Below are 24,583 nucleotides of genomic sequence, written 5' to 3'. Positions count from 1 at the left end.
TCAGTTTTAAGTATTAGAATCCTACATTTAAACCAACTGTGAATGTTCTTCCCTGAGGTACCGAGTTCTTCTCAACGCCCGGCGTAGTGTTACTATTTCCGTTTACCGATATTTCCGGGTCGGTGCCTGAATATTTCGTCAGGATGAAGGCGTTGTATACCTGACCGTAGATCCGGACAGAGGAAATACCGGCCTTACCCAAAACCTTTGCCGGAAAGCGGTAGCCGATAGAGGCAGTTTGCAGGCGTAAAAAGTCGGCCTTCTCGGCATTTTCAGAGATCGGCCAGGAAGATCCGTTGGAAAGAAGGTCGCCGTAAACTACCCTTGGCACGTCTGTCACCTGACCTGGCGTCGTCCATCTCTCCAAAACTTCAGTAGAGTTATTCCAGAAACGTTGGTCTCTCCAGGTAGCCTTACTGCCGTTCATCACGTAGTTGCCACCCGAGAAAGTGAAGTTGATACCCATGTCGAAGTTCCCGTACTTGAAGGAGTTGTTGATACCTCCGTACCATTTTGGCAGCGCGTTGCCGATCAGATAGTAATCATTTACTCCAATTGCCGGAGCAGGAGTCCCGTCAAGGTAAGTCCAGCGGCTTCCGCCTGATGGAACGACGTGGCTGTATTGTACCCGCTCTCCTTTTCCATTGATAAAAATCCGTTGTCCGTTTGCTGGATTGACACCATCTGTTTTAGCACCGTACAAGCTTCCCACCGAATAACCTACCCGGGTTATATTGGTAGCTTCGGCGGCAGTACTGGTTGTTCCAACAATTTCAGACCCTTCACCGTACAGGTCGGTCACCTTATTGGTAATGCTGGTGAAGTTGATGTTGCTATTCCAGCTGAACTTCTTCTTGCTGATCAAAAAGGCATTCAGACCGAGCTCCAAACCTCTGTTGTACATCGCCCCTACGTTCATCAGAATTGCGTTCCCGGGGATACCTTTCGATGGTGACTGAGGAACGCTCAGGATTAGACCGTCCACATTGTTATTAAAGTAGGTAGCTTCTAATTGGAAGCGGTTGTTCAGGAAACCTACGTCCGCGCCGATATTGGTCTGCTTGCTGGTTTCCCAACCCAGATCCGGGTTACCCGCCTGGCTATAGGCCCAGGTAGTGTTAGAGCCGTAGAGGCTTGACTCAAACAAGTTCAAAGAACCGTAAGAGTTTGACAAAGAAGCGTTCCCTACCCGGCCCCAGCTAGCTCTCAACTTTACACTGTTGGCAATGTCAAAAAGCTTCGACTTCTTATAAAACTCCTCTTCAGATAAAGTCCACCCCCCAGAAACACCGCCAAAATCGCCCCATTTCCGCTCCGCGCCCAAGCGGGAGTTACCATCTTTCCTGTAGTTCAGCGTCAGAAAATATTTCTTGTCGAAGTCGTAGGTCAGACGAGAGAAATAGGACACTAACGCCCACTCATTCATTGCAATCGAACCGGCTGGCACAGTCACCGCTCCAAAGTTGCCCTGGTAGTCGGTAAAGAATGCATCGGCCGACTGAGTCCTGGTCGCCCCCCAGCCATTGGTGTTACTTTTCTGGATATCATACCCAAGCAAGCCGGAAACACTGTGCTTCGCTCCCAAAACCCGACTGTAGTTCAACGTATTCGTCCAGTTCCAGCTATTGATTCGACGGATCACGTTGGCAGCACTACCCTGACTGGTTGCACCAGCACCATGCAGAGCATTCTGAAAACTGATATTTTCGATACTGGTATTATCCATCGCATAATAGGTTTTCAAATTCAATCCCTTTAGCAGCGTTGCACTAGCAGTAAAATTTGCAATGATGTGGTCGTTCTCCGACGTAAACTTGTTCAGATCAAGCAATGGAACCGGGTTGTAAAAGTTGCTTTGAACCTGATTGTTCCCCATGCCCATGGAGTTAGTAGCAATATTAATATTGTAGGATCCATCGGGGTTCACTGCATATACATTGGGGGCTGTCAGCCAAGCCAGTCGCGCCGATCCAACCAGGCCAAAGGCATTTCCGGAAAGTGACCCTGTGGATGGAGAAGCATTCAGGGTATTATTATAGTTCACATTTCCCGATAGGTTTATCCAACTTGCCAGCTTGTGATCTATATTAAACCTGGCCGCCTTCCTGGTGAACTCGTTGGTTTTTAGAATACCGTTTTGATTGCTGTAGTTGGCGGAGAAATAGTAACGTGTAGCGTCTGAGCCCCCTGCAACACTTAAACTGTGGTTTTGCGATACCCCGTTTTGATATACATGATCGTACCAGTTGGTACTAACCAGTGATCCATCTTCCCGGTAGGTTGGAAAGAACAGTGCTGAAGCAACGTTAGGGTTGTTAGCATTTCCACCAAGCACCTTTGCGTTCATCACGGCCTCGTTCTTGATCATCATATACTGCTCCGCATTAAGCATCTCCGGCAAACGTACGGCCCGGGTTACCCCTGACCAGCCTTCATAAGTCACCTTTGCCTTGCCTTGTTTCCCCTTTTTGGTGGTGATCAAAAGCACTCCTCCTGCTGCCCTCGATCCATAAATTGATGTAGAAGCAGCATCCTTTAACACGTCGATCGATTCTATATCCGCAGGGTTAATATCCCCAAGCGGGTTATTTGCAACCGTAGTATTATCAGACGCATTTCCCGTAGTAATTGGAATACCGTCTACTACCACTAAAGGATAAGAACTCAAGGAAATAGAGTTTACACCACGGATTCTGATAACAGGTGCATTATTAAGCACACCATTCGGCTGGCCAATACTAACGCCTGCTGCTCTTCCCGCCAGGCCCTGGTCAAAGCTTTGTACGGGAACGTCCTTCAAGGCTTCTCCGGAAACGCGTGCGGCAGAACCGGTAAACTCCTCCTTAGTTTGCGTACCGTAACCTACTACCACTACCTCATTCAGCTGTTTGGTGTCAGGTAAGAGCTCCACCTTCAGATTAGTATTTTTGCCAACGGCCAGCTCTTTTGCTTTAAAACCTATATAAGAGAATACCAACACCGCCTTGTCATCATCAACTGTGATCTTAAACTTTCCGTCCAGACCAGTAGATGTTGCCCGGGTTGTTCCTTTGATCATCACAGAAACGCCTGGCAATGTTTCACCCTTGTCATCCACCACTGTTCCTGTAACAGTGACAGGTGGCAAAGCATCTTGAATTACCTCTGCCTTCTGCAAAATCTTTTCTTTTACGACGATGGTATTTTCAAAAATCTTATAGGCTAAAGGTTGGTTCTTAAAGCAAACTTCCAGGGCTTGCATAAGTGTAGCGTCCTTTAGCTGAACAGTTACCCGGCTGGCCTTTTTCAGCTCCAGCTTGTCATACAAAAAGCTGAAATTCGTTTGCTGTTCGATGGATGTGAAAACTCGCTCGATGGAGGCATCCTTTTCGTTCAAATTAATTTTCTGTGCATAGATAGCTGCTGCATTCACTTGCATAATTGCAGCCATCAGGAAAACGGCAGTGAGTTGCATGACCAAGAAGATTTTGGGATTGGACAGGCATAGCTTTCCCATGCCTTTAAAAGAAGTAATAAAATACATACCTTTGTAATGTTTTGGTTAATACCTGATTGCGTGGTTTGCTGATGGATTAGCCCTTTACCCGCAGAAGTGCTGTCAACGCTTTTGCGGTTTTTTTTTGCTTATCCCTACTGGTGTGTTAAACTTCCTGTTGCTGTTTCATAAGTTCTTATTAAATTAATGATTAGTGGGTTTGTTGTTCTATTGAATGACTAGTTTCCTCCCCTCCTGTCGGTACTTGATTCCTGAAAACTCCAACATCGACAGGAATTGGGAGAGCGGAACATTTTTGGATATTTTTCCGTTCAGTTGCTTTTGTGATGGCTCGCCCTGATACTCAACTTCCAGGTCATACCACCGTGCTGCTTCCCTCATTACATTTTTGATTCCGGCATCTTTGAAGTAAAATGTGCCGGAAAGCCAGGAAACTGTAGAGGCGGCATCTTCAAGCTTGCGGACGGTTAACACTCGAGCCACCCTGGCTTGTTCTCCCGGCTTTAGCTTCACGCTTTTTGCCCCTTTACTCACACGAACGCTCCCTTCAAAGAGCGTTGTCTGTATGCCCTCCACCTCGGGGTAAGCATTGATATTAAAATGAGTCCCAAGAACTTCAACCGTTTGAGTCCCAGTAAACACCTTGAAGGGGCGCTTACGGTCTTTTGCCACCTCAAAATAAACTTCTCCGGTGATTTCAACCCTCCGCTCGCTAGGAGAAAAAGTTGCCGGAAAGCGAATGGAAGAAAGAGCATTTAGCCAAACGAGTGTGCCATCTGATAGAATAACTTTATACTGCCCTCCAACGGGAGTAGCGATGGTATTGAACTGCAGATTCAAAGAAGCGCTTCTACAACTACTCTCCTTCACACAATATTCTATTAGTCCATTTTCTTTTTTCTTAATTTCTACTCCGCCCTTACTTAGCAGTGCACCTTCTGAAGCGTCTGTCAAAACAATGACACGGCCATCGGCCAATGTTAATGTAGCTTTCCTGCCTCCGGGGGCAATGTCTCGGGACAGCACCTTCGTTGTATTCAAATGCTTAAGCCCTGACTCACTTCCCCTTCTCGTAAGATAAACTGCAATCGATACGCCCAGTAACAGACTTGCTGCAACAGCAAGCCGCCCCATCCTCTTCCATAGGTTCCGGCTGTGTTGGCGGCTGTTGATCTGTTTGTGAATATTACCAAGTATAGTTGCTGAACTTGGCTTGGCAAAGGTGTTGGCGTTTGAAAGAGACCCATCAAATTCATCCTTTAGCAGGCACTTCAATTCGGAGACCTCCCCCCTTTCCAAATATTCCAATAGCCATAACTCTTCTTCCTTGGCCAAAGACTCAGCTTGTATGATCCTAGAAAGTATGTCTTTTTCACTCGCCATCGAAGAGATATTTTACTGTAAATACGAAAAGATCAACAAAACGGGGGGATACGCTAGATTTTTTTTAATAAAATATTATATGAAAATAACTTTTAACATTTTTTTTAAGTTTTTCTTGCAAAAATCAGAAAAAATATAAAAATTTACACCTAACAACACCCTTCCAAAACAGTATTTTCAAAAACTCAATAGAAATCCTGTCGATTCTATGAAGTTTAGAAAGAAAACAGGATTAAAAGCACCTGTCTACAAATCATCCTTCCAAAATTTGAACTATGAGCACGGACAAAGAATTAGTATTAAAACTAAAAAGAGATGACGCTGAAGCTTTTGATCTTCTGTACTGGAAATATCATATTGCCGTCCACCGCAATATTTTGAAAATTTTAAAGGACGAGGAAGCAGCAGACGACATCTTACAAGACGTTTTCTACTGTCTCTGGGAAAAACGCGGTTCATTGGACCCTCAACAATCTGTTAGCGGCTGGCTGTTCGTCACCAGCTTTAACAAATCAGTCAGCTTTAAGCGGGAAAGATTGAAAGAATGCCTGGCATTCGACACCCTTTATAATGATGAACAAACAGCGGAGTCTGAAAGCTCTGAGCTCTACCAATCGCAATTAGGGCTACTACAGAGAGCAATCCATCAATTATCCCCTCAGAAACAGAAGGTGTTTAACCTCTGCAAAATGGAGGGCAAAACCTATGAGGAGACCGCTCAAGTACTTAACATATCGAAACATACAGTGAAGGAATATCTTAGCTGTTCGATGTTATATATCAAAGAATTTATTCATAATCACAGCAAAAGCTTATAAGGGAAGTGCGCTCATCGTTTATTTTGGTAATAATAATTCTCTCCTTTCTCGACTCTGCATCTACCAACTTCCCTTTTTAAAGGCGCCGAAATTCAACCGCAAGAATCGGCACTTCCTGAAAAAACCGTATTTTGGATTAAGAACTGCGAGTCTGATTCTCCGGACTCAAGTTCTTCACTCCGAGATGCACCATTGTAAGATGAAGTACGAACTATTATTTTTTAGCGTTATCGCTACCTTTACTTTCCAATCAGCGACTGCTCAAATCCAGGAAAGAAGTTGGAATAAAAAACGGAGTGCTGTAGTCCTTACCTATGACGATGCGTTAAATGTTCACCTTGACAAAGTAATTCCAGCTCTTGACTCCCGGAAGCTCAAAGGAACCTTTTATCTGATTGGCGTCTCTCCTGTAGTTTCGAATCGGCTAGAGGATTGGCGAAAAGCTGCTAAAAAAGGACATGAATTAGGTAATCATACCCTAACTCACCCTTGCGACGGAAATCTGAGCGGAAGGAGCTTCGTGACTGCAGAAACAGATCTAAGCAAGTTTACACTTAGCAGAGCCGTTAATGAAATACGGATCGCAAATACGCTTTTGAAGGCCATCGATGGAAAAACAAAACGAACTTTTGCTTACCCTTGTGGCGATTTAAAAATAGGCGGTTCGCTCTACTATAATTTATTAAAATCTGAATTTGCTGGTGCTCGCGGCGTAGCGTCAGGACTTCAATCACCCCGACAAGTCAACCTTGAGAACATCAATGCCTTTTTTGTAAATAATCATACGGGGGAGCAATTGATTGAGGCTGTAAAGCAAGCTGAGCAATCAGGTTCACTGCTGGTATTACTCTTTCACGGCGTTGGAGGCGAACATAGTTTGAATATCAGTGAAGCGGAACACAACAAGTTGTTGAACTACCTGAAGCAACGGGAGGCAGACCTATGGATAGCAACTATGGTGGATGTGGCAGAATACATCAACAAAATTCAGAAGGAAATTGTAGTGCGCTAGTGCGATTTGAAGCCTTTATGATCATACGCCAGAAAAAGGGCAAAAATTTCCAATTAATCTACTAACTCTATAGGATAATTATATTTTACTTTTATATTTGCAGCATGGACCTGCAGGTCCGTTATCATCTTAACATATTTTTGTGAATAAAACCGATACGAACATGTGCTGCTGCAATTAAAAAAAAGGCCGACAGGATAGTCCCGCCGGCTTGTGTTGATGAAATCAGCCAGTAACGCCAATCACCACTGATTTTCATCCCGCTTTCATCAATGAATTGAATCATTAACAAAAACAGTCCAAAGTTATGAAAAATAACCGCCATCACGGCTTTTCGGTTATTGTGTTTTCTTATGCTCTCGTCATTTTAGCCCATTTAACAATCGGTTCTTCCTGCGCGTTTTCTCAAGAAAATCGCCCTATTATCAATTCAACCCTGCGTGGGCGCGTTCTCGACGCCAAAACTCAGGAACCTCTTATCGGAGTTACAGTTCAGATAAAAGGAACTACCCATGCTTCATCTACCAACAACAATGGTGAATTCAATTTTATCACTGGTCAGAAATTTCCTTACACATTAGTCTTGAGTTATATCGGCTATGAAAAAAAGGAAGTGGTTGCTGAAGGTAGTCCCATTGAGATATTTTTAAAAGAAGCCTCCAACGAGCTGAAAGAAATAGTGGTTGTAGGATATGGAATCCAAACCCGTCGAGATCTTATTGGCTCCATCGCGAAAGTCAATCCTGCAGAAACTAAAAACATACCGACAGGAGGTTTCGACGCGCAATTGCAAGGAAAAATAACCGGCGTCCAGATCTCAAGCAACACCGGAGTACCGGGAGAAACTGCAAATATCCGTGTACGCGGGGCCACTTCTATCAATGCTGACACCGATCCGCTTTATGTTATTGATGGTGTCTTCATCAACAACAACAGCCTTCAAACGATTAGCACCGGCGGTAAAGCTTCATCACCGATAGCCGATATTAACCCGGCAGATATTGCAAGTATCGAGGTATTAAAAGATGCCTCAGCAACTGCGCTGTACGGTTCGCGTGGTGCTAACGGTGTCATTCTCATCACCACAAAGCGAGGTAATTTTAACCAAAAGCCAAAGATCTCCTTCAATACCACTCAGGGATTTGCCCGGGCGGAGAAACTTTGGGACCTGGCTTCTGGGCCCGAGCACGCGCAGTTGGTAAATGAGTGGCATGTCAATACAGGAGGATCTTTTGCGACCCGCCCTTTCCGTCCTGTTTCTGAAGGAGGCCGGGGTTTGCCAGAGGAACAGCAAACCTACGACCGGCTGGGTGAGGTCTTCCGCACAGCACAATTACAGAATTACGATCTCGCCCTTACTGGCGGATCGGCGAACACCCGCTATTATATCGGTGGCGGCTACACCAATCAGGAATCCATCTTAAGTCCGATCGATTTTTCAAGAGCGAGCTTTAAGGTGAACCTTGATCAAAGAATAAACAACAACGTTCAACTTAGCATAAGCAACACCTTCAGCAGAACCCTCAGAAATCAGGCCCGCGCAGGTGATGGTCCGCAAGGGGGATTATTACAAGCGGCGCTCCACACGCCTACTTACCTTTCGCCCTATAACGAGCAAGGAGTACTCGTTGGCCGGGCTGGATTTGACAACGTAACGCTCTTGCTGGAAAACTACGACGTAAACTCCGTTAGCTTACGCTACATCGGCAATCTGAATGCCGATTTCGTACTTCTTCCCGGCCTGAAACTGCGCTCAAGCGTTGGTGTCGACTACAACAATTACGATGAGTCAGAATACTGGAACACCTTTCTCCTTTTAGGAGCCCAGGGAGGATTGGCAACTTCGGCCATCGGACAGTTTACTACACTTCTTAATGAGCAGACGCTCTCCTATCGCAAAAGCTTCAACGACAAGCATACCCTCAATTTCCTGCTGGGTAACACGCTTCAGCTTGATCAGCTGACCAGAACATCAGCCGAAGGGCGAGGATTTGCGAATAACTCCTTTAAAGTCATTTCATCCGCCTCCAGCAGCACCAGTTCAGAAACCTGGAATAAGAGTACACTGGCTTCATTTTTTGGAAAAGTTGATTATAATTTCGACGGTAAATACCTGATCGATGCGAGCCTGAGAGCTGATGGCTCGAGCCGCTTTGGTGCAAGTAATCGCTGGGGATATTTTCCTTCTGTAGGTGCTGCCTGGCGTATTAAACAGGAAAACTTCCTGCAAGACGTCGACTTTATCAGCGAACTAAAATTAAGAACGAGTTACGGAACTGTAGGTAACCAGAACGGCATCGGGTATTTCGCTGCCCTGGGACTGTGGAGTGGAAGTTCTCCTTATCAGGGAAGCGCTGGTATTTCTCCCCAACAGCTGTCAAACCCTGACTTGAAATGGGAAAAAACTACGCAGCTTAACCTTGGTCTCGACCTTGGAATACTTAACGACCGCCTCAACTTCGAATTTAACCTCTATCGAAAGTACACTACCGACGGTTTGCTGCAGCTGACGCTTCCCGGAACCACCGGATTCAGCAATTACTGGAGCAATGTGGCTGAGATTAGTAATAGAGGTTTCGAATTCAGCTTGAATAGCAGAAACATCAGCAAGAAAAATTTCACATGGAGCACCAGTTTTAATGTCTCCCGTAATATTAACAAAGTTGAAAAACTGCAGAATCCGCTTCGGTATGGAAGTCGCGATCTGATTATGCACAAAGAAGGCTACCCGCTTTATTCCTTCTGGGTGTACAAGCAACTTTACATTGATCCTCAAACTGGGAACGCGGTTTACGAGGATGTGAACAAGGACGGAAAAATTACTGTGGACGACCGGCAGTTGCATGGAAGCATTTGGCCTAAGTTTTTCGGCGGCCTGACCAACAACTTCACCTTTAAAGAATTTGATTTAAATGTGTTCGCGGCGTTCCAGTACGGAAACAAGATTTACAATCATAATAAATTCTTTGGCGAAGGCGGCGGAGCGAGAGATGCAGCACGGGTAATCTTTGCAAGTAATCTCGACAGATGGCAAAAACCCGGAGATGTTACAGACGTACCAAAATCAGACGGCGTGAACGTAAATAACTACCGGGACGGCGGAAGTCGCTGGTTGGAAGATGGCTCCTTTCTCCGGATCCGCTCTGCCTCGATTGGCTACACGCTTCCTAAAAATCTAACTCAAAAAGCCCGGGTGGAAGGATTAAGGCTATTTGTAACGGGCAGCAACCTCCTCACCTTCACCAGGTATTCCGGCTTAGATCCTGAGTCGGCGTCCAGTAGCGCCCAAAACGAGCAAGGTATCGACTTAGGTACTCCGCCTCAGCCTCGCACCATTCAATTTGGAGTGGATTTAACCTTATAAGTTTTATGATGCTTTTAAACAGAACTACAATGACAAATCCGATAAAATATATTCTTGCTATAGCTTTTGTTATTTCTTTCAGCTCCTGCGAAAAGTTTCTGGAAGTAGAACCTCGTGCCTCCGTATCTGATGAAGTAACTATTTACGACAAAGGTTCGGCTGAGTCGGCCTTGCATGGTGTGTACAACGGGCTGGCCGATGCCGGCTATTACGGAATGAGCTTCCAGTCGATAGGATATCTAAATGGCGACAATATCCAGTGGACGGGTTCTCAATCCCAAATCCAGGAGTTTATCAATCATAAAGTAAACCCAGAAAATGCCACTATAAGCACGGCTTGGGTGGCGATCTACCGCACCATCAACAGGGCTAACAATGTGATAGCAAAGGTACCTGAGGTGGTCGACCCTCTGCTAACTGAAACTGCAAAAAAGCAGATCTTGGGAGAAGCCTACTTCGTACGTGCACTGGCTTATTTTGATCTGGCTCGCACCTGGGGAGGCGTTCCCATCGTCACCAAACCGACTAAAACCCCTGCTGATAATATCGGAATTACCCGCAGTACGATAGAACAGGTTTATAATCAGGTACTGGCCGATTTGGATCAGGCAGAGACACTCCTTCCTCTTCCAGGCAATATTGCAGTTGGTGGATCCGACAGGTATAGAGCAAACAGAAAAACGGCCTTTGCATTGAAAGCCCGCTACTATCTGTACCGGAATGACTGGACAAAAGCAGAAGAATACGCCGACAAGATTGTGGCAGATAACGGGAACTATCGCTTATTAAAACCCTTCAATTCGTTCTTTGCGAACGACGCAAGAGGTACTCAGGAATCAGTTTTTGAACTATTCTACAATGGCACAACCGAACAAAACACTCACAAAAACCAATGGCTTCCGCAGAATCTGGGCGGCACCAGGCAATGGGCACCAAACAACGCTTTTGTAGCCCTGGTAACTGATCCCGTTACTAGCGGCGGCAGAAGCACGCTGGTAGCAAAGGACAACCAGAACCGCTGGTATGGTACGCTTTACTACCGCCCCACTCCGTCTGATCCGTCTTACATCATACGTACCGCCGAGCTTTACCTGATCCGCGCCGAAGCAAAAGCGCAGCAGTTTGATGCAAATCCAGCCAAGCTAGCTGAAGCCATTGCAGATCTGAATGCTGTTCGCGACAGAGCCGGTTTAGCCCCTACCAGCGCAGTAACAAAAGAGCAGGTGTTATCGGCAATCGAAAATGAAAGAAGACTGGAATTTGCCTACGAGCCACACCGGTGGTTTGATCTGGTAAGGACCGGAAGAGCAAAACAGGTGCTGAACATCACAGAAGATTTCAGACTTGTGATGCCTATCCCAGCGGAGCAACTGCTGGCAGACAGAGCACTGGAGCAGACACTGGGATATAAGTAAATCAATCATTTTTAACCTAATAAAACAATCATGAGTAAGTTAACATCATTTACTACTGAAGTTTTTGAAGAAACAAAGTCGGCTGAAGTAAACGAAACAACTGAAGCATCGCGGCCTTACCGCCCAATTATGCCCGACGGGAACGCAGTAGAGAAGCTGGTCTTCAAGTTTGCTTTTCTCTATTTTTTCATTCAGGCAGTGCCGCTCGACTGGAAATTCTACAAGACTCTATTTTCCATCAATTGGCTCGAGCTCCATTACGGCGACATTTTCAATCTCACCCGTTACTACCCGCAATTCATCGAGGGGCAATCATACCTGAACTGGCTTATTGTAGCTGCAATTGCAGCAATCGGAGCCGGAATCTGGAGCTTTTTGGATAAAAAAAGTCGCGACTACAATACCCTTTACTACTATTTAAGAGTGATAGCGCGTTACCGACTGGCTCTCGGCGTAATCGGTTATGGCTTCCTGAAGTTCTATCCATTGCAGTCGCCGCTACCTTCTATCAGTAATCTGAACACCAATTATGGTGACCTGACTCACTGGAAAGTCTTCTCGATGAGTTTAGGAATCGTTCCGAACTATGAGTCTTTCCTGGGCCTGATCGAGATTTTTGCAGGTTTACTACTGCTTTACAGAGGTACTGCCACCTTCGGAGCTTTCATTGTACTGCTTTTTCACGGAAACGTGTTTATGTCTAATCTTGCTTACGAAGGAGGAGAACACGTTTACAGTCTTTATCTAATAAGCTTTGCACTGTTATTAGGCTTTTACGACCTGAAACGACTTTACTTCCTTAGCGTGGAACAGACCGTACTGCCCGACAAATTCAAACCGGTATTTAAGGGAAATCTGAAGCAAGGGAGGTTACTGCTAAAATCAGCCTTCATTTTTTTCTTTGTCTTCCTTTACGGATACAAATCGTACGCAGGTTATCATACCGACCCTTACCAGTATCCTAAAACAGCGGGCTTAGCAGATGCAGCGGGCATCTATAATGTAACTGAGTTCCGGATCAACAATAAGGTACTACCCTACTCGGCTACCGACACAATTCGCTGGAAAGATGTGGTATTCGAGAAATGGGCCACCCTGAGCATCCGCTCTAACCGTCCTGTCCAATTGGAACACAGCCTCACAGAAGAGATTCACAAGGATGAAAAGTTAAGAAATTACGAGTTGGCGGGCGCTGCCGGCCGCCACTATTACGGCTATCAAATTGATGAAGCGAAGCAGCAATTGGTACTGCACAACCGAAATAAAAATTACGCCACCGAGACACTCACTTTAAATTTCAGCAGGCCAAATAATTCGCGGATCATTTTGACTGGTACGGATCAGCAGAATAATTCAATCCATGTAATTCTGGATAAGATCAACAAGAAATACCTGCTCGAAGAAGCTGCTAAATCGGGACGCAGGAAAGGCATCAAGTTATAATCATCAATACGTTGAACGATGGCAAAAGAAACTTCTAACGACAATCTTGAGCTCAGCGAAGCTCCCTATATTGCACACCAGGAGGAAAAACAGACCTTAACCTACTGGAAACCCTGGCATCGCGTTGCCTTTCGCATAGCCTTCATATTCTTTATCGCGCTTTCATTTCCGAATAGCGTTGAATGGTACAAGCACGTAGCCAACATTGATTGGACAAATTTGCATTATCGGGATCTCTATGATATCGCTCGTTTCGGTTCCGGAATCAACTTGTTAGGAAATTCCGTTTTCGGCAGCACTTTATTGGGTTACGCAAATTGGATCATTACCCTGCTCATTTCCGTCGTCGCGGGATTAATCTGGACCCTCGTCGATTCAAGGAGAAAGCCCGAACCGAAGGAATACAATACCCTGTACTATTGGCTGCGAGTGATTGTACGCTACCGGGCAGGTATTGGAATTATCGGGTTTGGATTTACCAAGCTCCTCCCAGTACAAATGCCTTATCCTTCTTATGCCTTACTTAACACGGATTTCGGCGATTTCACCGCTCAAAAGATTTATTGGCTATCAATTGGGATTGTGCCTTGGTATCAGGTATTTGCTGGGGTGGTGGAAGTCCTTGCGGGCGCACTGCTATTTTTCCGCAAGACCACCTTATGGGGAGCCGCCCTGTTGTTTGCTGCTTTAGGCGACATCGTTTACGTAAACTTTGCCTACGATGGCGGAGTGCATGGTTACAGCTCTTACTTCGTAGTTTTATCAGGCTTCCTGCTTGTTCCTTACCTGAAGCCTCTATATCAACTACTCGTGCAACAGAAGCCGGCCCGCTTCAACTTCTACTATCCGGACCTTTCGGCATCGTGGATAAAATGGACCAGGGCCGGCCTTAAAACCGCAGTCTTGTATGTATTTCTTGTACTTCTCTTCTATCTGCAATACGTCAACTTCAAATACGATCCGTACAAACAGCCCTCAACTGCAGGGGTGAAAAGCTTAAGGGGGAATTACACGGTAACAGAGTTCCGTCTCAACGATCAGGTAATCCCTTACAATCCCCTCGACTCGGTAAGATGGCAGGAAGCTACGTTTGAAAATTGGACAACCCTAACTTTTAAAGTAAACAAGGCCGTTCCTATCGATCTCTCAAACGGAGGTGGCGACCCTCAACGGGATATCAACAGAAACTTTGAAATTACCGGGACGGCCGGCGGAAGAAGAACTTTCCATTACTACGCGGATACGGTAGACAAGGTGCTTTACCTGCAGGATAAGTACAAGAAGGTCCCGGATCGTCGTAACCGGGTGGCTGGCAGTACCGACAATGGAGCTGCTTCCGGATTCATCGAGGGCCTGAATAAAGAGGTCAAACAGGGGAATGAACAGAAAGAATGGATCAGCAAAGAGGCCTGGGAGCATATCGGCAATGAGGTAAACTTTATAGATGAAAGAGCTGCTTCTACCCGTCGCAACCGCGAATTTGCTAAAGCACCTAAAAATGAGAAGCGTAAACGCATGGTATTGAAATACCAAACGGACGATGGAAATCGGATTATTTTAACAGGCACCAACGAAAACAACGACTCCATCTATGTAGTGCTTGATAAGGTTGAGCGGAAGTATGCTTTGTCTCAAAGTACGCTGGTGGCAGGTAAATACTAAGAAATTGAAACTTAAAAGATATCTAACTCTCTGCTTGTTTTTAGCCCTTGCAGGATGCAATCGCAGCGAGAACTTACAAGGGCCTACTCCTATAGAAAGCGAAAGTAATCCGGTCAATACCCTCGACACCAGGGATTGGCCGGAGAGCTTTCAAATCGGCAGGGAAGCTCAGGAAGATGAAATAGCACGTCAGGATATAGACGTTAGACCAGATGGTGAAGGGCTTCCCGAAGGATCAGGAACGGTAGCTCTGGGTAAGCAGATCTATCTGGCTAAATGTGCCACTTGCCATGGAAGGACTGGCGTAGAAGGACCTGAGGCTAAACTGGTAGCAAGACTGTCCAGACCGGATTATGAGGGTAGAAAAAAACCGAAAGCAATCGGCAATTACTGGCCTTACGCTACGACGCTATTTGACTACATCAATCGTGCGATGCCGTTCAATGCACCAGGTTCTCTTCGCCCGGATGAAGTGTACAGTCTGACAGCTTACCTACTGTACGAGAACCGCATCGTTGAACGAGATGAGATAGTAACGAACAGGAACCTTGCTAAAATTAAAATGCCAGCGAAGGGATTATTTGTAAATGACGACCGTCGTGGCGGAAGGGAAGTAAAGTAAAAATCACCATGGGTATCAAGTCAGAAGAAACAAAAAACGAAACCAATCACGCATTGGCGAAAATAAGCCGTCGGAAATTATTATTGGGAGGAGCGGCTACAGCAGCAGTTGCGCTGGTGAAGTCTTCCTTTGGTGAGATTCAAACGGCTATCCCTGAATCTCTTTATATCCCAGCCGACCCTACTAAAGTTCAGGGACCGCCACCATTCGACCTTGGCACGCGCTCTCCCTTTGAACGTCCTTTGAAAAAAACATCCGACACCTCTTCCCGTACACCGCTGCAGGACCTCTATGGTACTATCACTCCAGCTGACCTCCACTATGAACGTCACCATGGCGGTGTTCCCACTATTGATCCTGAGAAGTACGAACTGCTGATTCATGGAATGGTAGAAAAACCTATGATATTCACCCTTGCCGACCTTAAGCGCTTCCCGGCTTTTTCCCGTATCTGTTTTTTGGAATGCTCAGGAAACTTCCGGACAGGAAAAGAAGAAATGATGCCGCAGGAGATTGCCGGTTTGACTAGTCAGAGTGAATGGACGGGCGTCATGCTTTCTACCCTGTTTCGCGAAGTGGGTATAAAATCAAAAGCAAGCTGGTTTTTAGCCGAAGGATCAGATGCAGCGGTAATGACAAGAAGTATTCCTCTGCAGAAAGGCCTGCAAGACGGTATGATCGTATACGCACAAAACGGAGAGGCGATCAGGCCGCAGCAGGGATACCCGGCCCGCCTCTTTCTTCCCGGCTGGGAAGGTAATACTTCCGTTAAATGGATCCGCAGGATAGAGGTATCTGATCAACCCTACATGACGCGGGAAGAAACTTCAAAGTATACGGAGGGAATAAAGGGAGGAAAGATCAGACAATTCAGTTTCGATATGGACGCACGTTCGATTATCACCTATCCTGCATATCCTGTTATTCTGCAACAGGGCTGGGTGGAGATCAGGGGGATCGCATGGACCGGACGAGGAAAAATAGTTAAAGTGGAAGTAAGCACCGATGCCGGAAAAACATGGAATTCGGCTAAATTGCAGGGACCGGTGATGGACAAAGCACATACCTACTTCAGATACCTCTGGAATTGGAGAGGTGATGAGACAGAAATACTAAGTCGGGCAATTGACGAAACTGGATATATCCAACCTACCATGAAGCAATTAATGGAGGCCCGGGGTCGGGATATGGGCGGCTATCACCTCAATCCCATTACCGCCTGGCGGATTAAACGAGATGGAACAGTATTATTTAGGCCCGAGGGCAAAGCATAAAAACAGCATTGGAAAAAAGAGATTTTGACGCTATAGTAGTTGGTTCAGGACCAAATGGTTTGGCGGCTGCCATTACCATGCAGCAGGCAGGACTTTCAGTTCTTTTGGTAGAAGCAAAAGACGTTATTGGCGGTGGACTACGATCGAAGGAACTTACGCTGCCGGGCTTTGTCCACGATGTGTGCTCCGCTATTCATCCAATGGCAGCTGCGTCGCCATTTTTTAAAACTTTACCCCTGCAACAACATGGGTTGGAGTTCATTTACCCCGAAGTTGCCGCAGCTCATCCTTTTGACGATGGCACCGCGGCTATACTGACGAAATCCCTTGAAGAAACAGCTTCTCTGTTAGGAACAGATAAACAAGCGTATCTGAGGCTGATGGAGCCGGTGGTTAAGTCGTGGCCATGCATCGATAAATCAGTACTAGGCCCACCTCTGAGCATTCCTTCTCACCCGATCGACATGGCTTTATTCGGACTGAAAGCAATGCCTTCTGCATTGATGGTGGCAAAACGTTTCAGTACAAAAGAAGCCAAAGGATTATGGGCCGGCATGGCGGCTCACTCTATCCAACCTTTGTCAAATTTAGCAACCTCGGCGATAGGTGTGGTGTTGATGGCCGCTGGGCATTTGGGGGGCTGGCCAATTCCCAAAGGAGGTTCACAGTCCATTGCCAACGCGCTTGCCTCCTACTTCTTGTCCCTTGGCGGGAAGATCGAAACGAACTATTATGTAAAATCGTTGCAGCAGCTTCCGTCTGCCCATGCTGTGTTATTCGATGTTACGCCGAAACAATTACTACAGATCGCTGGCCACAAGTTTTCGAGTTTGTACAAATGGCAGCTTAAGAAGTATCGCTATGGAATGGGCGTGTTCAAAGTAGACTGGGCCTTGGATGATGCTATTCCCTTTACAGCAGAAGCTGCCCGAAAAGCGGGTACCGTCCATATCGGAAACACGCTTGAAGAAATCGCCGCCGGAGAGCATACTGCATCAATCGGAGCAACACCGCAAAAACCTTTCGTGTTGCTTGCTCAGCAAAGCATTTTTGATCCCAGTCGCGCGCCGGAAGGCAAGCATACCGCCTGGGCCTATTGTCACGTGCCGAATGGATCGAAGGTAGATATGACTTCGATCATCGAAAACCAGATAGAACGCTTTGCGCCGGGATTCAAGGATCGGATTCTGGCCAAACACAGCTTTAGCCCGGCTAAGATGGAAGACTATAATCCGAATTATATCGGCGGTGATATCAACGGAGGTATTATTGACATCGGCCAACTTTTCACCCGGCCTGTCATTAGCCTTTCTCCCTATCGAACTTCTGCCAAAGGCTTGTATATCTGTTCTTCCTCTACCCCCCCAGGAGGAGGGGTGCACGGCATGTGTGGCTACTTCGCTGCAAAACGGGCACTAAAAGACGTATTTAATCTGAAAGCCAAGCCACTTATTTAATTAAAAAGACCAATTAAATCACACGCAACACATATGTCAACAAATAATACCCCATTTACCCTACATGAGGACTGGATTGTTGTAATTCTAAGCGGCCTGATCATCCTGCTTGCTATATTTGGAATAATTATTCCAGTCCCTTCTTTTGGTTGGAGTTCTGTAACCGACCTATCGGACAAAGTTTTTCACGTCGAAAACCTGTTGGCCGTTGGCGCTCAGTTTATACTGGTACTCGGCATCGCACTCCTTGGAGCCTTACTTGCCGGGAAGCCACTTAAACATCTGTTGGTAGTATTTCCAACCGTATTTTTCATCACATTGCTCGCGCTAATAATAGCAGGAAATAAACAAGTAAAAAACCTGAACCTCGAAGCGGTCATTTTTAGTCTTTCGCTCGGACTCATCGTCAGCAACCTTTTTAAGCTTCCGGATTGGTTCCGATCTGCGCTTTCCACCGAGCTCTATGTAAAGACTGGCTTAGTGCTACTGGGCACTAGCGTTATCTTTTCTGATATTCTCAAGGCTGGCTCGCTAGGTCTCATTCAAGCCCTGGTGGTGGTCCTCTCCGTCTGGTACTTCGCATTCTGGCTGTGTCGGAAATTGAAAGTAGACGATGATCTAACGATGATGATCTCCAGTGCCGTATCCATCTGCGGCGTTTCTGCTGCCATTGCTACTTCAGGAGCCATAAAAGGCGATTCAAAAAAATTATCATATGTCATCTCGATGGTATTAATCACCGCCATCCCGATGATGATCTTTATGCCTTACCTTGCCCATTATTTCAATTTCCCCCAGGAAGTAACAGGTGCCTGGCTGGGAGGCAGCATCGACACAACGGGAGCTGTAGTTGCATCGGGTACGCTGGTTGGAGAAACAGCGCTGAAGATCAGTACGATCGTCAAGTTCTCTCAGAATGTGCTCTTGGGGATCGCCGCTTTCGCTATTTCCATTTACTGGACATATACGCAAAATCCGCTAGTAAAAGATAAAGAGACGAAACCAACGCTGGCAGTAATATGGGAGCGCTTCCCGAAATTTGTGCTGGGCTTCATTGGGGCTTCTCTACTGTTCTCTTTTGTGCTCTCCACCGAAACTACTTCTCAAGTGAAAGACAGTTTGAAAAGCTTACAGGGTTTATGGTTTGCATTGGCCTTCACAAGCATCGGTCTGGAAACCCGCTTTGCAGACTTATTTAACAAGAACAGCAAAAAGCCCTTTTTAGCATTTGTCATCGCCCAGGCTTTCAACATAGTAGTTACGCTTGTCATCGCATTTGTACTATTTGGGTGATCGACCAGCTGAAAAAATGAAAGATAAAGGATAACTGATAATTAAAATAAGCCCGGATGGCTGAGTGGCTAGGCGGAGGTCCGCAAAACCTTTTACAACGGTTCGAATCCGTTTCCGGAGTCCTAAAGTTCTACATATGAAAACAAAAAGCAAATTAAGGATCCCAAACTCCCGAGCCCGATGTTGCAGTTCCCTCAAGTAATGATCGAACTAAATTATTAACACTCAATATTTAAAATCATGAATGTAATTTGCCCTGAACACGGAGGTGTTATACATATATCCGGTAAAGCCTTAACCAACCGACCTAACGTATCTATAATTAATCTCGTAGTAGAATGCCCCGTTTGTGAGGACGAGGTTCTTGTAAGTGGCGTATTTAACTTTGACAAGGAAGGAAACCCATACAAGGTAGGCGAGAAATAATAACAAGAGCGGCCGTAAAAAGGGCCGCTCAGCTAAAGGCATGTTACAACATCAACTCTTTCTTTCATTCAGCTTCTGAATCTTTTTCCGCTCTCCTACTATCCACACGATATCATTCCATTCAAATACCATTTCTGGATTGGGGTTCAGAATCTTCTCCTTGTTCCGCTCGATACCGATCACCAGTCCGTTGGCTTGTTCCCGGATACCGGAATTCCTTATCGTTTTGCCTTTCAACTTGTTATACTCATCAACAACCAGCTTCTGGACAATAATATCCTCCACATCCGGCTCCTGACCGTTCGTTTTTTCTACGGCGTCAAAAACGGGTTTGAAGACTTGCATCTGTTCATCCGTTGCTATAATGCCTACATGATCAAAAGGAAGCAGCTTGTTATCTCTTCCCGGAGCATAGATCATTTTATCACCACGCTTAATATAAGCTATATTAATACCGTACCGTTCCCGCCAGGCAAGCTCCTGCAGGTTCAATCCAACGTACTCCGCATGTTGGTTAACTACGAGGTCGACAAGGTGGCTATTCCAGGAGGAAGGATCTGCAATAGCATGAAAGTGTTTTGTAAGGATATTTTCGTTGAGCCTCTTTTCTTCTTCCGCAGCCAATTCACGTGAATTAAGATTTATGAGAAACCGGCGCTCCAACCGATGATAAAACTTTTGAAGTCTTTTAGAAAACAGCACCAGTACGAGGATTATGACCGGTACAGTGACCAGGATGGCTACCGTTCCCGAGAAAAGATAGCGAACCCAGAAGGTGATGATCAATAACCCTATTAGATTTCGGGTTATCTCTAGTACCAGAAGAGGACCGTGACTGTAAGTTTTGTCGAGCCACAGCTCCTTATAACTCATATTATTAGGATGTTTAGCCATTAGTGCCCACAAGAATGGTGCGGATAATGCGAGCGAAACCACCAAGGCAGCGATATCCAGGAGCAGGGGATTCGTAATGTTTTCCTGCAGTAGCGGGATGATGAAATTGGTTGTAAGTAGTATTAATGCAAGCAGCACTATTCCGTTTGTAGCCACAATTTTTGCATAGGCTGTGATTGCCTTTTTCCAATTGCTTTCGGCCTGCAAGTTTTCAGTACTACTTGAATAGTTATCAAGAGAGACTACCCACCTGGCGGGCAAAACCTTCACCAACTGCTCATAAACTGCCGGCGAAAATTTAATTAGATAGGGAGTAGTAAAGGTGGTAATAGCGGAAGCACCCACCGCAACAGGGAAAAGAAACTCGCTGGTAACTCCTAATGAAAGACCCAAGGCGGCCACAATGAATGCGAACTCTCCTATTTGAGCCATACTCATCCCCACTTGTACGGCTTGCTTCAAAGGTTGCCCCGATAATAAAGCGCCGAAAGTAGTACTGATAAGCTTCCCAAATAAGGTCAGCAGCGTTACCCAGAGAACAGGCCAGCGATACTCAAAAATAGTAACGGGGTCTATCAGCATCCCTACAGAAATAAAGAATACAGCCCCGAAGAGATCTTTCACAGGCTTAATCACGTGTTCCACTTTTTCTGCTTTTGTCGTTTCTGCAAGAATGGATCCCATGATAAACGCGCCAAGTTCTGCTGAAAATCCTGCATGCGTTGCTACTACAACCATTCCCAAACATAGCGCAATCGATAGAACAAGCAGGGTTTCATCATCAAGCAAATTTTTAGCCTTTCTAAGGAGCGTGGGAAGAAGAAATATGCCGGCAATAAACCACAATAGAAGGAAGAACGATAGTTTTGCTACTGTAAAAAGCATCTCGGCACCTTCAAACCGTTGGGTAACTGCCACGGTAGACAATAATACCATCAGCAATATAACCACTATATCTTCCACTACCAGTACTCCAAAAACGATCCGGGCAAACTGTCTCGTTTTTACACCTAGTTCATCAAAGGCTTTAATGATGATTGTGGTAGACGAACTGGCCAGCATCCCCCCTAAAAACAAGCTATCCATAGTTGACCAGCCCATCCATCGGCCAACTCCGTAGCCGCACAGGGTTATGAAGATAATCTCGACGAATGCGGTAATAGAAGCGGCGCCTCCCACGCGCATCAACTTCTTAAAACTAAACTCAAGGCCTAGACTAAATAATAGGAAGATTACACCAATTTCTGCCAGGGTCTCCACGTTTTCCGTATCGGCAACTGTAGGAGTTAATGACATATATGGTCCTACAAGAAACCCAGCTATAATATAACCTAGAACTAACGGTTGTTTTATTTTCCGGAATAGTAAGGTAGTAACAGCTCCTGTAATCAGAATTAAGGCTAAATCTTCAATTAACTTTGGTAAATGGTCCATTTATTTTTTCAGTAACTATAAAATAAGAGCGCCTTATTAGCACTAGTGTTTAAGATGAAATATATCTATGCGAAAAGAATCTCGTACGGCAGGCGATTTTTACAATCTTAATTTTTAGCTGCACGACGAGGTAATAATGATACGCAATTACCAGTGGGAATGGAATGGATATAGCAGAAGCTGAAGCCTTGTATTTGGAGCGATAAATAGGGCTCTGAAACTATGCCTCAAGTACTTGATGGCAGCTGAAGCTCGTTCGCCGAGCTCGTGGAATACTCCCTGAAAAGGTTTCGACTTTATTTCGCGAAGGCGGACGACACATTTCTTAATATTTATTTGAACGCATTCCGCTTGTTTAGGCTCTTCCGAAGCTACTTTGTCAACTTGTGTCTCACAATGGTTTGCCCGGAATAGAGCAGGAGTTTTAAAATTGGAGGCAGCAGCGGCAATTAGAATAACCGGAATAAAAAGCTTGAACCACTTCAATCGCTCTTTCTGCATCCCCAAAGATACAATTCTAAAGGTAAAGTGGATGTAAAGAACCATCTGGGAGCGTGGAAACGCGTCTTGGCACCCAGATCTGCGGTGTGAAAAATAAAAAGCCCTATACTTTTCGTAAAGGGCTTTTTGGGTGGAATATGGGGCTCGAACCCACGACCTCCTGAACCACAATCAGGCGCTCTAACCAACTGAGCTAAAACCACCGTGTTTAGTGATGCAAAAATAAAGCATTTCTTACATTCTGCAAATTTTACTCGAATTTTATACCTATGAGGATCAGCAACTTAAAAAATAGTGCATTTTTTTACCAAAGGATAAATGCTCAATTACCTCAAAATAGCGGCCTTCTTGAGCGTCACCTTTCCTTTTCCCATTTCCTGCTAATCACTCTTTTCGAGATAAACTCGTTCTCCAACTATCTAATTCGCATATTTGCAGCTTTAGTCCTTCAGAAGATTCATGATAGAACTTTTTACAGACGGAGCATCAAGCGGTAACCCGGGTCCCGGTGGCTTCGGAACAATTTTGAGAGCTGGGCAGCACTACAAAGAAATCTCTGCCGGATATCGAAAAACCACGAATAATCGAATGGAGCTTTTAGCAGTAATTGTAGGACTGGAGGCATTAAAAAAGCCGGGACAAGATGTGCTGGTTTATTCAGATTCGAAATATGTAGTAGACGCAGTAGAGAAAAAGTGGGTATTTGGCTGGGTAAGCAAAGGCTTTGCAGGAAAGAAAAACAAGGACTTATGGATAAGATTTCTTCAGGTATATAAACTACACAATGTCCGATTCCAGTGGATTAAAGGACATGCCGGACACCCTGAAAATGAACGCTGCGACCGGTTGGCGGTCGCAGCGTATCAACAAAAGGATAAATTATTGATTGATTCAGTTTTTGAGGCTGAATGCAATAAAGCCGAGGGTTTGATTTAATCGATCCCTCCTATTACCCCTAATTTATTAAGTTCCTGCTCGGCAGAATCATTTACAATTTTATCGGTCAGGATCGGATTGGTTCCAATAGCCTCTTCGATCGGCACTCTTACATTAATATCGATTACCTTTTTAGGAGCTAGTTGGGGAGAAAAATCCAGCATCATTTCTTCCGCCTTCAGTACCATATTTTCAGATCCCACGAAAATTGCTGAGCGCTGGTGTAAAGACTCTACTTCCAATTCCAAAATCCGCTCAAATCCATTTGTTGCCCTTCCTCCAGCTTGTTCAATGATGAAGGCCATAGGATTACATTCGTACACTAAACGAAGTTTACCGTTGGGAGCACTGGATGTAGTAGGATAAATAAAAATGCCGCCTTTTAATAAATTCCGGTGCAAGTCTGCAACCATAGATCCTATATATCTGGAAACATAGGGCCGGTTAGTTGCTTTGTCCTCTACCTGGCAATACTTGATATATTTCTTCACACCTTCCGGGAAGTTGCCGTAATTACCTTCATTAATCGAGTAAACAACTCCGTCTTTAGGTATTGTCATATCAGGATGCGACAAACAAAACTCACCAATAGAAGGGTCGAGTGTAAAGCCGTTCACTCCTTTTCCTGTGGTATACACCAACATGGTAGAAGAACCGTAAACTACGTATCCTGCCGCTACCTGTTCTGTTCCGTTCTGCAGCGCATCCTCAATTGTTGGCTTTCCTTCAGTCGATTTTCGCCGGTAGATCGAGAAAATGGTACCTACAGATACATTTACATCAATGTTAGAAGATCCGTCAAGTGGATCAATAGCTACTATGTACTTTGCGTTTTTTGAAACTTCAGATTCAATATAAACCGGGTCATCGTTTTCCTCGGAAACGATAATGCAACATTCCCCACCGCATGAAAGTGCGGAAATAAATTGTTCGTTTGCATAAACATCCAGTTTCTTCTGAGATTCGCCGTGGGAATTCTTTGTCCCGACCTCCCCAAGAATGTTCACCAAACCTGCTTTATTCACCTCGCGGTGTACAATTTTAGCGGCAATACCGATGTCACGCAGCAGACGCGACAGCTCCCCCTTAGCGTATGGGAAGTCTTTTTGTTTTTCAATGATAAACTGACCTAAAGTTTTTACAGCTGACATAG

Annotated in this window: 18 protein-coding genes and 2 tRNA genes; 13 read left to right on the top strand and 7 right to left on the bottom strand. The window is 45.3% G+C overall.

Translation table 11 applies throughout. From position 1 onward, the window contains the following. Positions 1–13: 13 nt before the first annotated feature. Both J4N23_RS05790 and J4N23_RS05785 read right to left on the bottom strand, forming a co-directional pair. Positions 14–3,496: a TonB-dependent receptor gene (locus J4N23_RS05790; protein ID WP_242689133.1), complete on the bottom strand. Its 3,483-nt coding sequence runs from the start codon at positions 3,494–3,496 to the stop codon at positions 14–16. Between the two features lie 207 nt (positions 3,497–3,703). Next, the gene (locus J4N23_RS05785; RefSeq protein ID WP_207426072.1) at positions 3,704–4,879 is read right to left on the bottom strand and encodes a FecR family protein; all 1,176 of its coding nucleotides are present in this window, start codon (positions 4,877–4,879) and stop codon (positions 3,704–3,706) included. A 275-nt stretch (positions 4,880–5,154) separates the two neighbouring features. On the opposite strand from J4N23_RS05785, the gene J4N23_RS05780 reads away from it, so the two are divergent. Together J4N23_RS05780 and J4N23_RS05775 are read left to right on the top strand one after the other, a co-directional pair. After that, on the top strand, positions 5,155–5,697 hold the full coding sequence (locus J4N23_RS05780) for an RNA polymerase sigma factor (RefSeq protein WP_207426071.1): 543 nt from the start codon (positions 5,155–5,157) through the stop codon (positions 5,695–5,697). A gap of 199 nt (positions 5,698–5,896) precedes the next feature. Continuing rightward, on the top strand, positions 5,897–6,709 hold the full coding sequence (locus J4N23_RS05775) for a polysaccharide deacetylase family protein (RefSeq protein ID WP_207426070.1): 813 nt from the start codon (positions 5,897–5,899) through the stop codon (positions 6,707–6,709). A 124-nt stretch (positions 6,710–6,833) separates the two neighbouring features. Here the strand turns inward: J4N23_RS05775 and J4N23_RS05770 are convergent, their stop codons facing one another. Continuing rightward, on the bottom strand, positions 6,834–6,995 hold the full coding sequence (locus tag J4N23_RS05770) for a hypothetical protein (RefSeq protein WP_207426069.1): 162 nt from the start codon (positions 6,993–6,995) through the stop codon (positions 6,834–6,836). 21 nt (positions 6,996–7,016) lie between these two features. On the opposite strand from J4N23_RS05770, the gene J4N23_RS05765 reads away from it, so the two are divergent. The 10 genes from J4N23_RS05765 to J4N23_RS05720 all read left to right on the top strand — a co-directional run bounded on the left by J4N23_RS05765 (position 7,017) and on the right by J4N23_RS05720 (position 19,665). Then, positions 7,017–10,073 (top strand): TonB-dependent receptor, encoded by a 3,057-nt coding sequence (locus tag J4N23_RS05765; protein ID WP_207426068.1) that lies wholly within the window; start codon positions 7,017–7,019, stop codon positions 10,071–10,073. Positions 10,074–10,102: 29 nt separating this feature from the next. Then, positions 10,103–11,488, top strand: coding sequence for a RagB/SusD family nutrient uptake outer membrane protein (locus J4N23_RS05760; protein ID WP_207426067.1), 1,386 nt, complete (start codon positions 10,103–10,105; stop codon positions 11,486–11,488). A gap of 30 nt (positions 11,489–11,518) precedes the next feature. Continuing rightward, positions 11,519–12,931 carry a DoxX family protein gene (locus J4N23_RS05755; protein ID WP_242689132.1) on the top strand — a complete coding sequence of 471 codons (1,413 nt, stop codon included), beginning with the start codon at positions 11,519–11,521 and terminating at the stop codon, positions 12,929–12,931. Positions 12,932–12,949: 18 nt separating this feature from the next. After that, positions 12,950–14,593, top strand: a complete 1,644-nt coding sequence (locus J4N23_RS05750; protein WP_207426066.1) for a hypothetical protein — start codon at positions 12,950–12,952, stop codon at positions 14,591–14,593. A 4-nt stretch (positions 14,594–14,597) separates the two neighbouring features. Continuing rightward, a complete protein-coding gene (locus J4N23_RS05745; RefSeq protein WP_207426065.1) occupies positions 14,598–15,215 on the top strand; it encodes a c-type cytochrome in 618 nt (205 codons plus the stop codon). Positions 15,216–15,223: 8 nt separating this feature from the next. Then, complete coding sequence (soxC, locus tag J4N23_RS05740) at positions 15,224–16,489, top strand: sulfite dehydrogenase (RefSeq protein WP_207426064.1); 1,266 nt, start codon at positions 15,224–15,226, stop codon at positions 16,487–16,489. An 8-nt stretch (positions 16,490–16,497) separates the two neighbouring features. Further along, a complete protein-coding gene (locus J4N23_RS05735; RefSeq protein WP_207426063.1) occupies positions 16,498–17,946 on the top strand; it encodes an NAD(P)/FAD-dependent oxidoreductase in 1,449 nt (482 codons plus the stop codon). A gap of 33 nt (positions 17,947–17,979) precedes the next feature. Then, on the top strand, positions 17,980–19,239 hold the full coding sequence (locus J4N23_RS05730; RefSeq protein WP_207426062.1) for a YeiH family protein: 1,260 nt from the start codon (positions 17,980–17,982) through the stop codon (positions 19,237–19,239). 50 nt (positions 19,240–19,289) lie between these two features. Further along, positions 19,290–19,361 (top strand) — tRNA-Cys (locus J4N23_RS05725). A 118-nt stretch (positions 19,362–19,479) separates the two neighbouring features. After that, positions 19,480–19,665 (top strand): hypothetical protein, encoded by a 186-nt coding sequence (locus J4N23_RS05720; protein ID WP_207426061.1) that lies wholly within the window; start codon positions 19,480–19,482, stop codon positions 19,663–19,665. A 51-nt stretch (positions 19,666–19,716) separates the two neighbouring features. Here J4N23_RS05720 and J4N23_RS05715 read toward each other — a convergent pair whose 3' ends face one another. From J4N23_RS05715 to J4N23_RS05705, 3 genes are all read right to left on the bottom strand, one after another. Next, on the bottom strand, positions 19,717–21,993 hold the full coding sequence (locus J4N23_RS05715; protein ID WP_207426060.1) for a cation:proton antiporter: 2,277 nt from the start codon (positions 21,991–21,993) through the stop codon (positions 19,717–19,719). A 147-nt stretch (positions 21,994–22,140) separates the two neighbouring features. Next, positions 22,141–22,494 carry a hypothetical protein gene (locus J4N23_RS05710; protein WP_207426059.1) on the bottom strand — a complete coding sequence of 118 codons (354 nt, stop codon included), beginning with the start codon at positions 22,492–22,494 and terminating at the stop codon, positions 22,141–22,143. A 128-nt stretch (positions 22,495–22,622) separates the two neighbouring features. Beyond that, a tRNA-His gene (locus tag J4N23_RS05705) sits at positions 22,623–22,698 on the bottom strand. A 255-nt stretch (positions 22,699–22,953) separates the two neighbouring features. Here J4N23_RS05705 and rnhA point away from each other — a divergent pair. Then, entirely contained in the window at positions 22,954–23,430 is a 477-nt protein-coding gene (gene rnhA / locus J4N23_RS05700; RefSeq protein WP_207426058.1) for a ribonuclease HI, read from the top strand. Here rnhA and fbp read toward each other — a convergent pair. Further along, positions 23,427–24,581: a class 1 fructose-bisphosphatase gene (fbp, locus tag J4N23_RS05695; protein ID WP_207426057.1), complete on the bottom strand. Its 1,155-nt coding sequence runs from the start codon at positions 24,579–24,581 to the stop codon at positions 23,427–23,429. The genes rnhA and fbp overlap by 4 nt on opposite strands. Between the last annotated feature and the right edge of the window lie 2 nt (positions 24,582–24,583).

Origin of the sequence: Pedobacter sp. SYSU D00535 (assembly GCF_017355855.1) — a bacterium.
In the GTDB taxonomy this organism is placed as follows: Bacteria; Bacteroidota; Bacteroidia; order Sphingobacteriales; family Sphingobacteriaceae; genus Desertivirga.
Note: the sequence above shows the minus strand (reverse complement) of the source record. Positions and strands in the feature narration are given on the sequence as shown.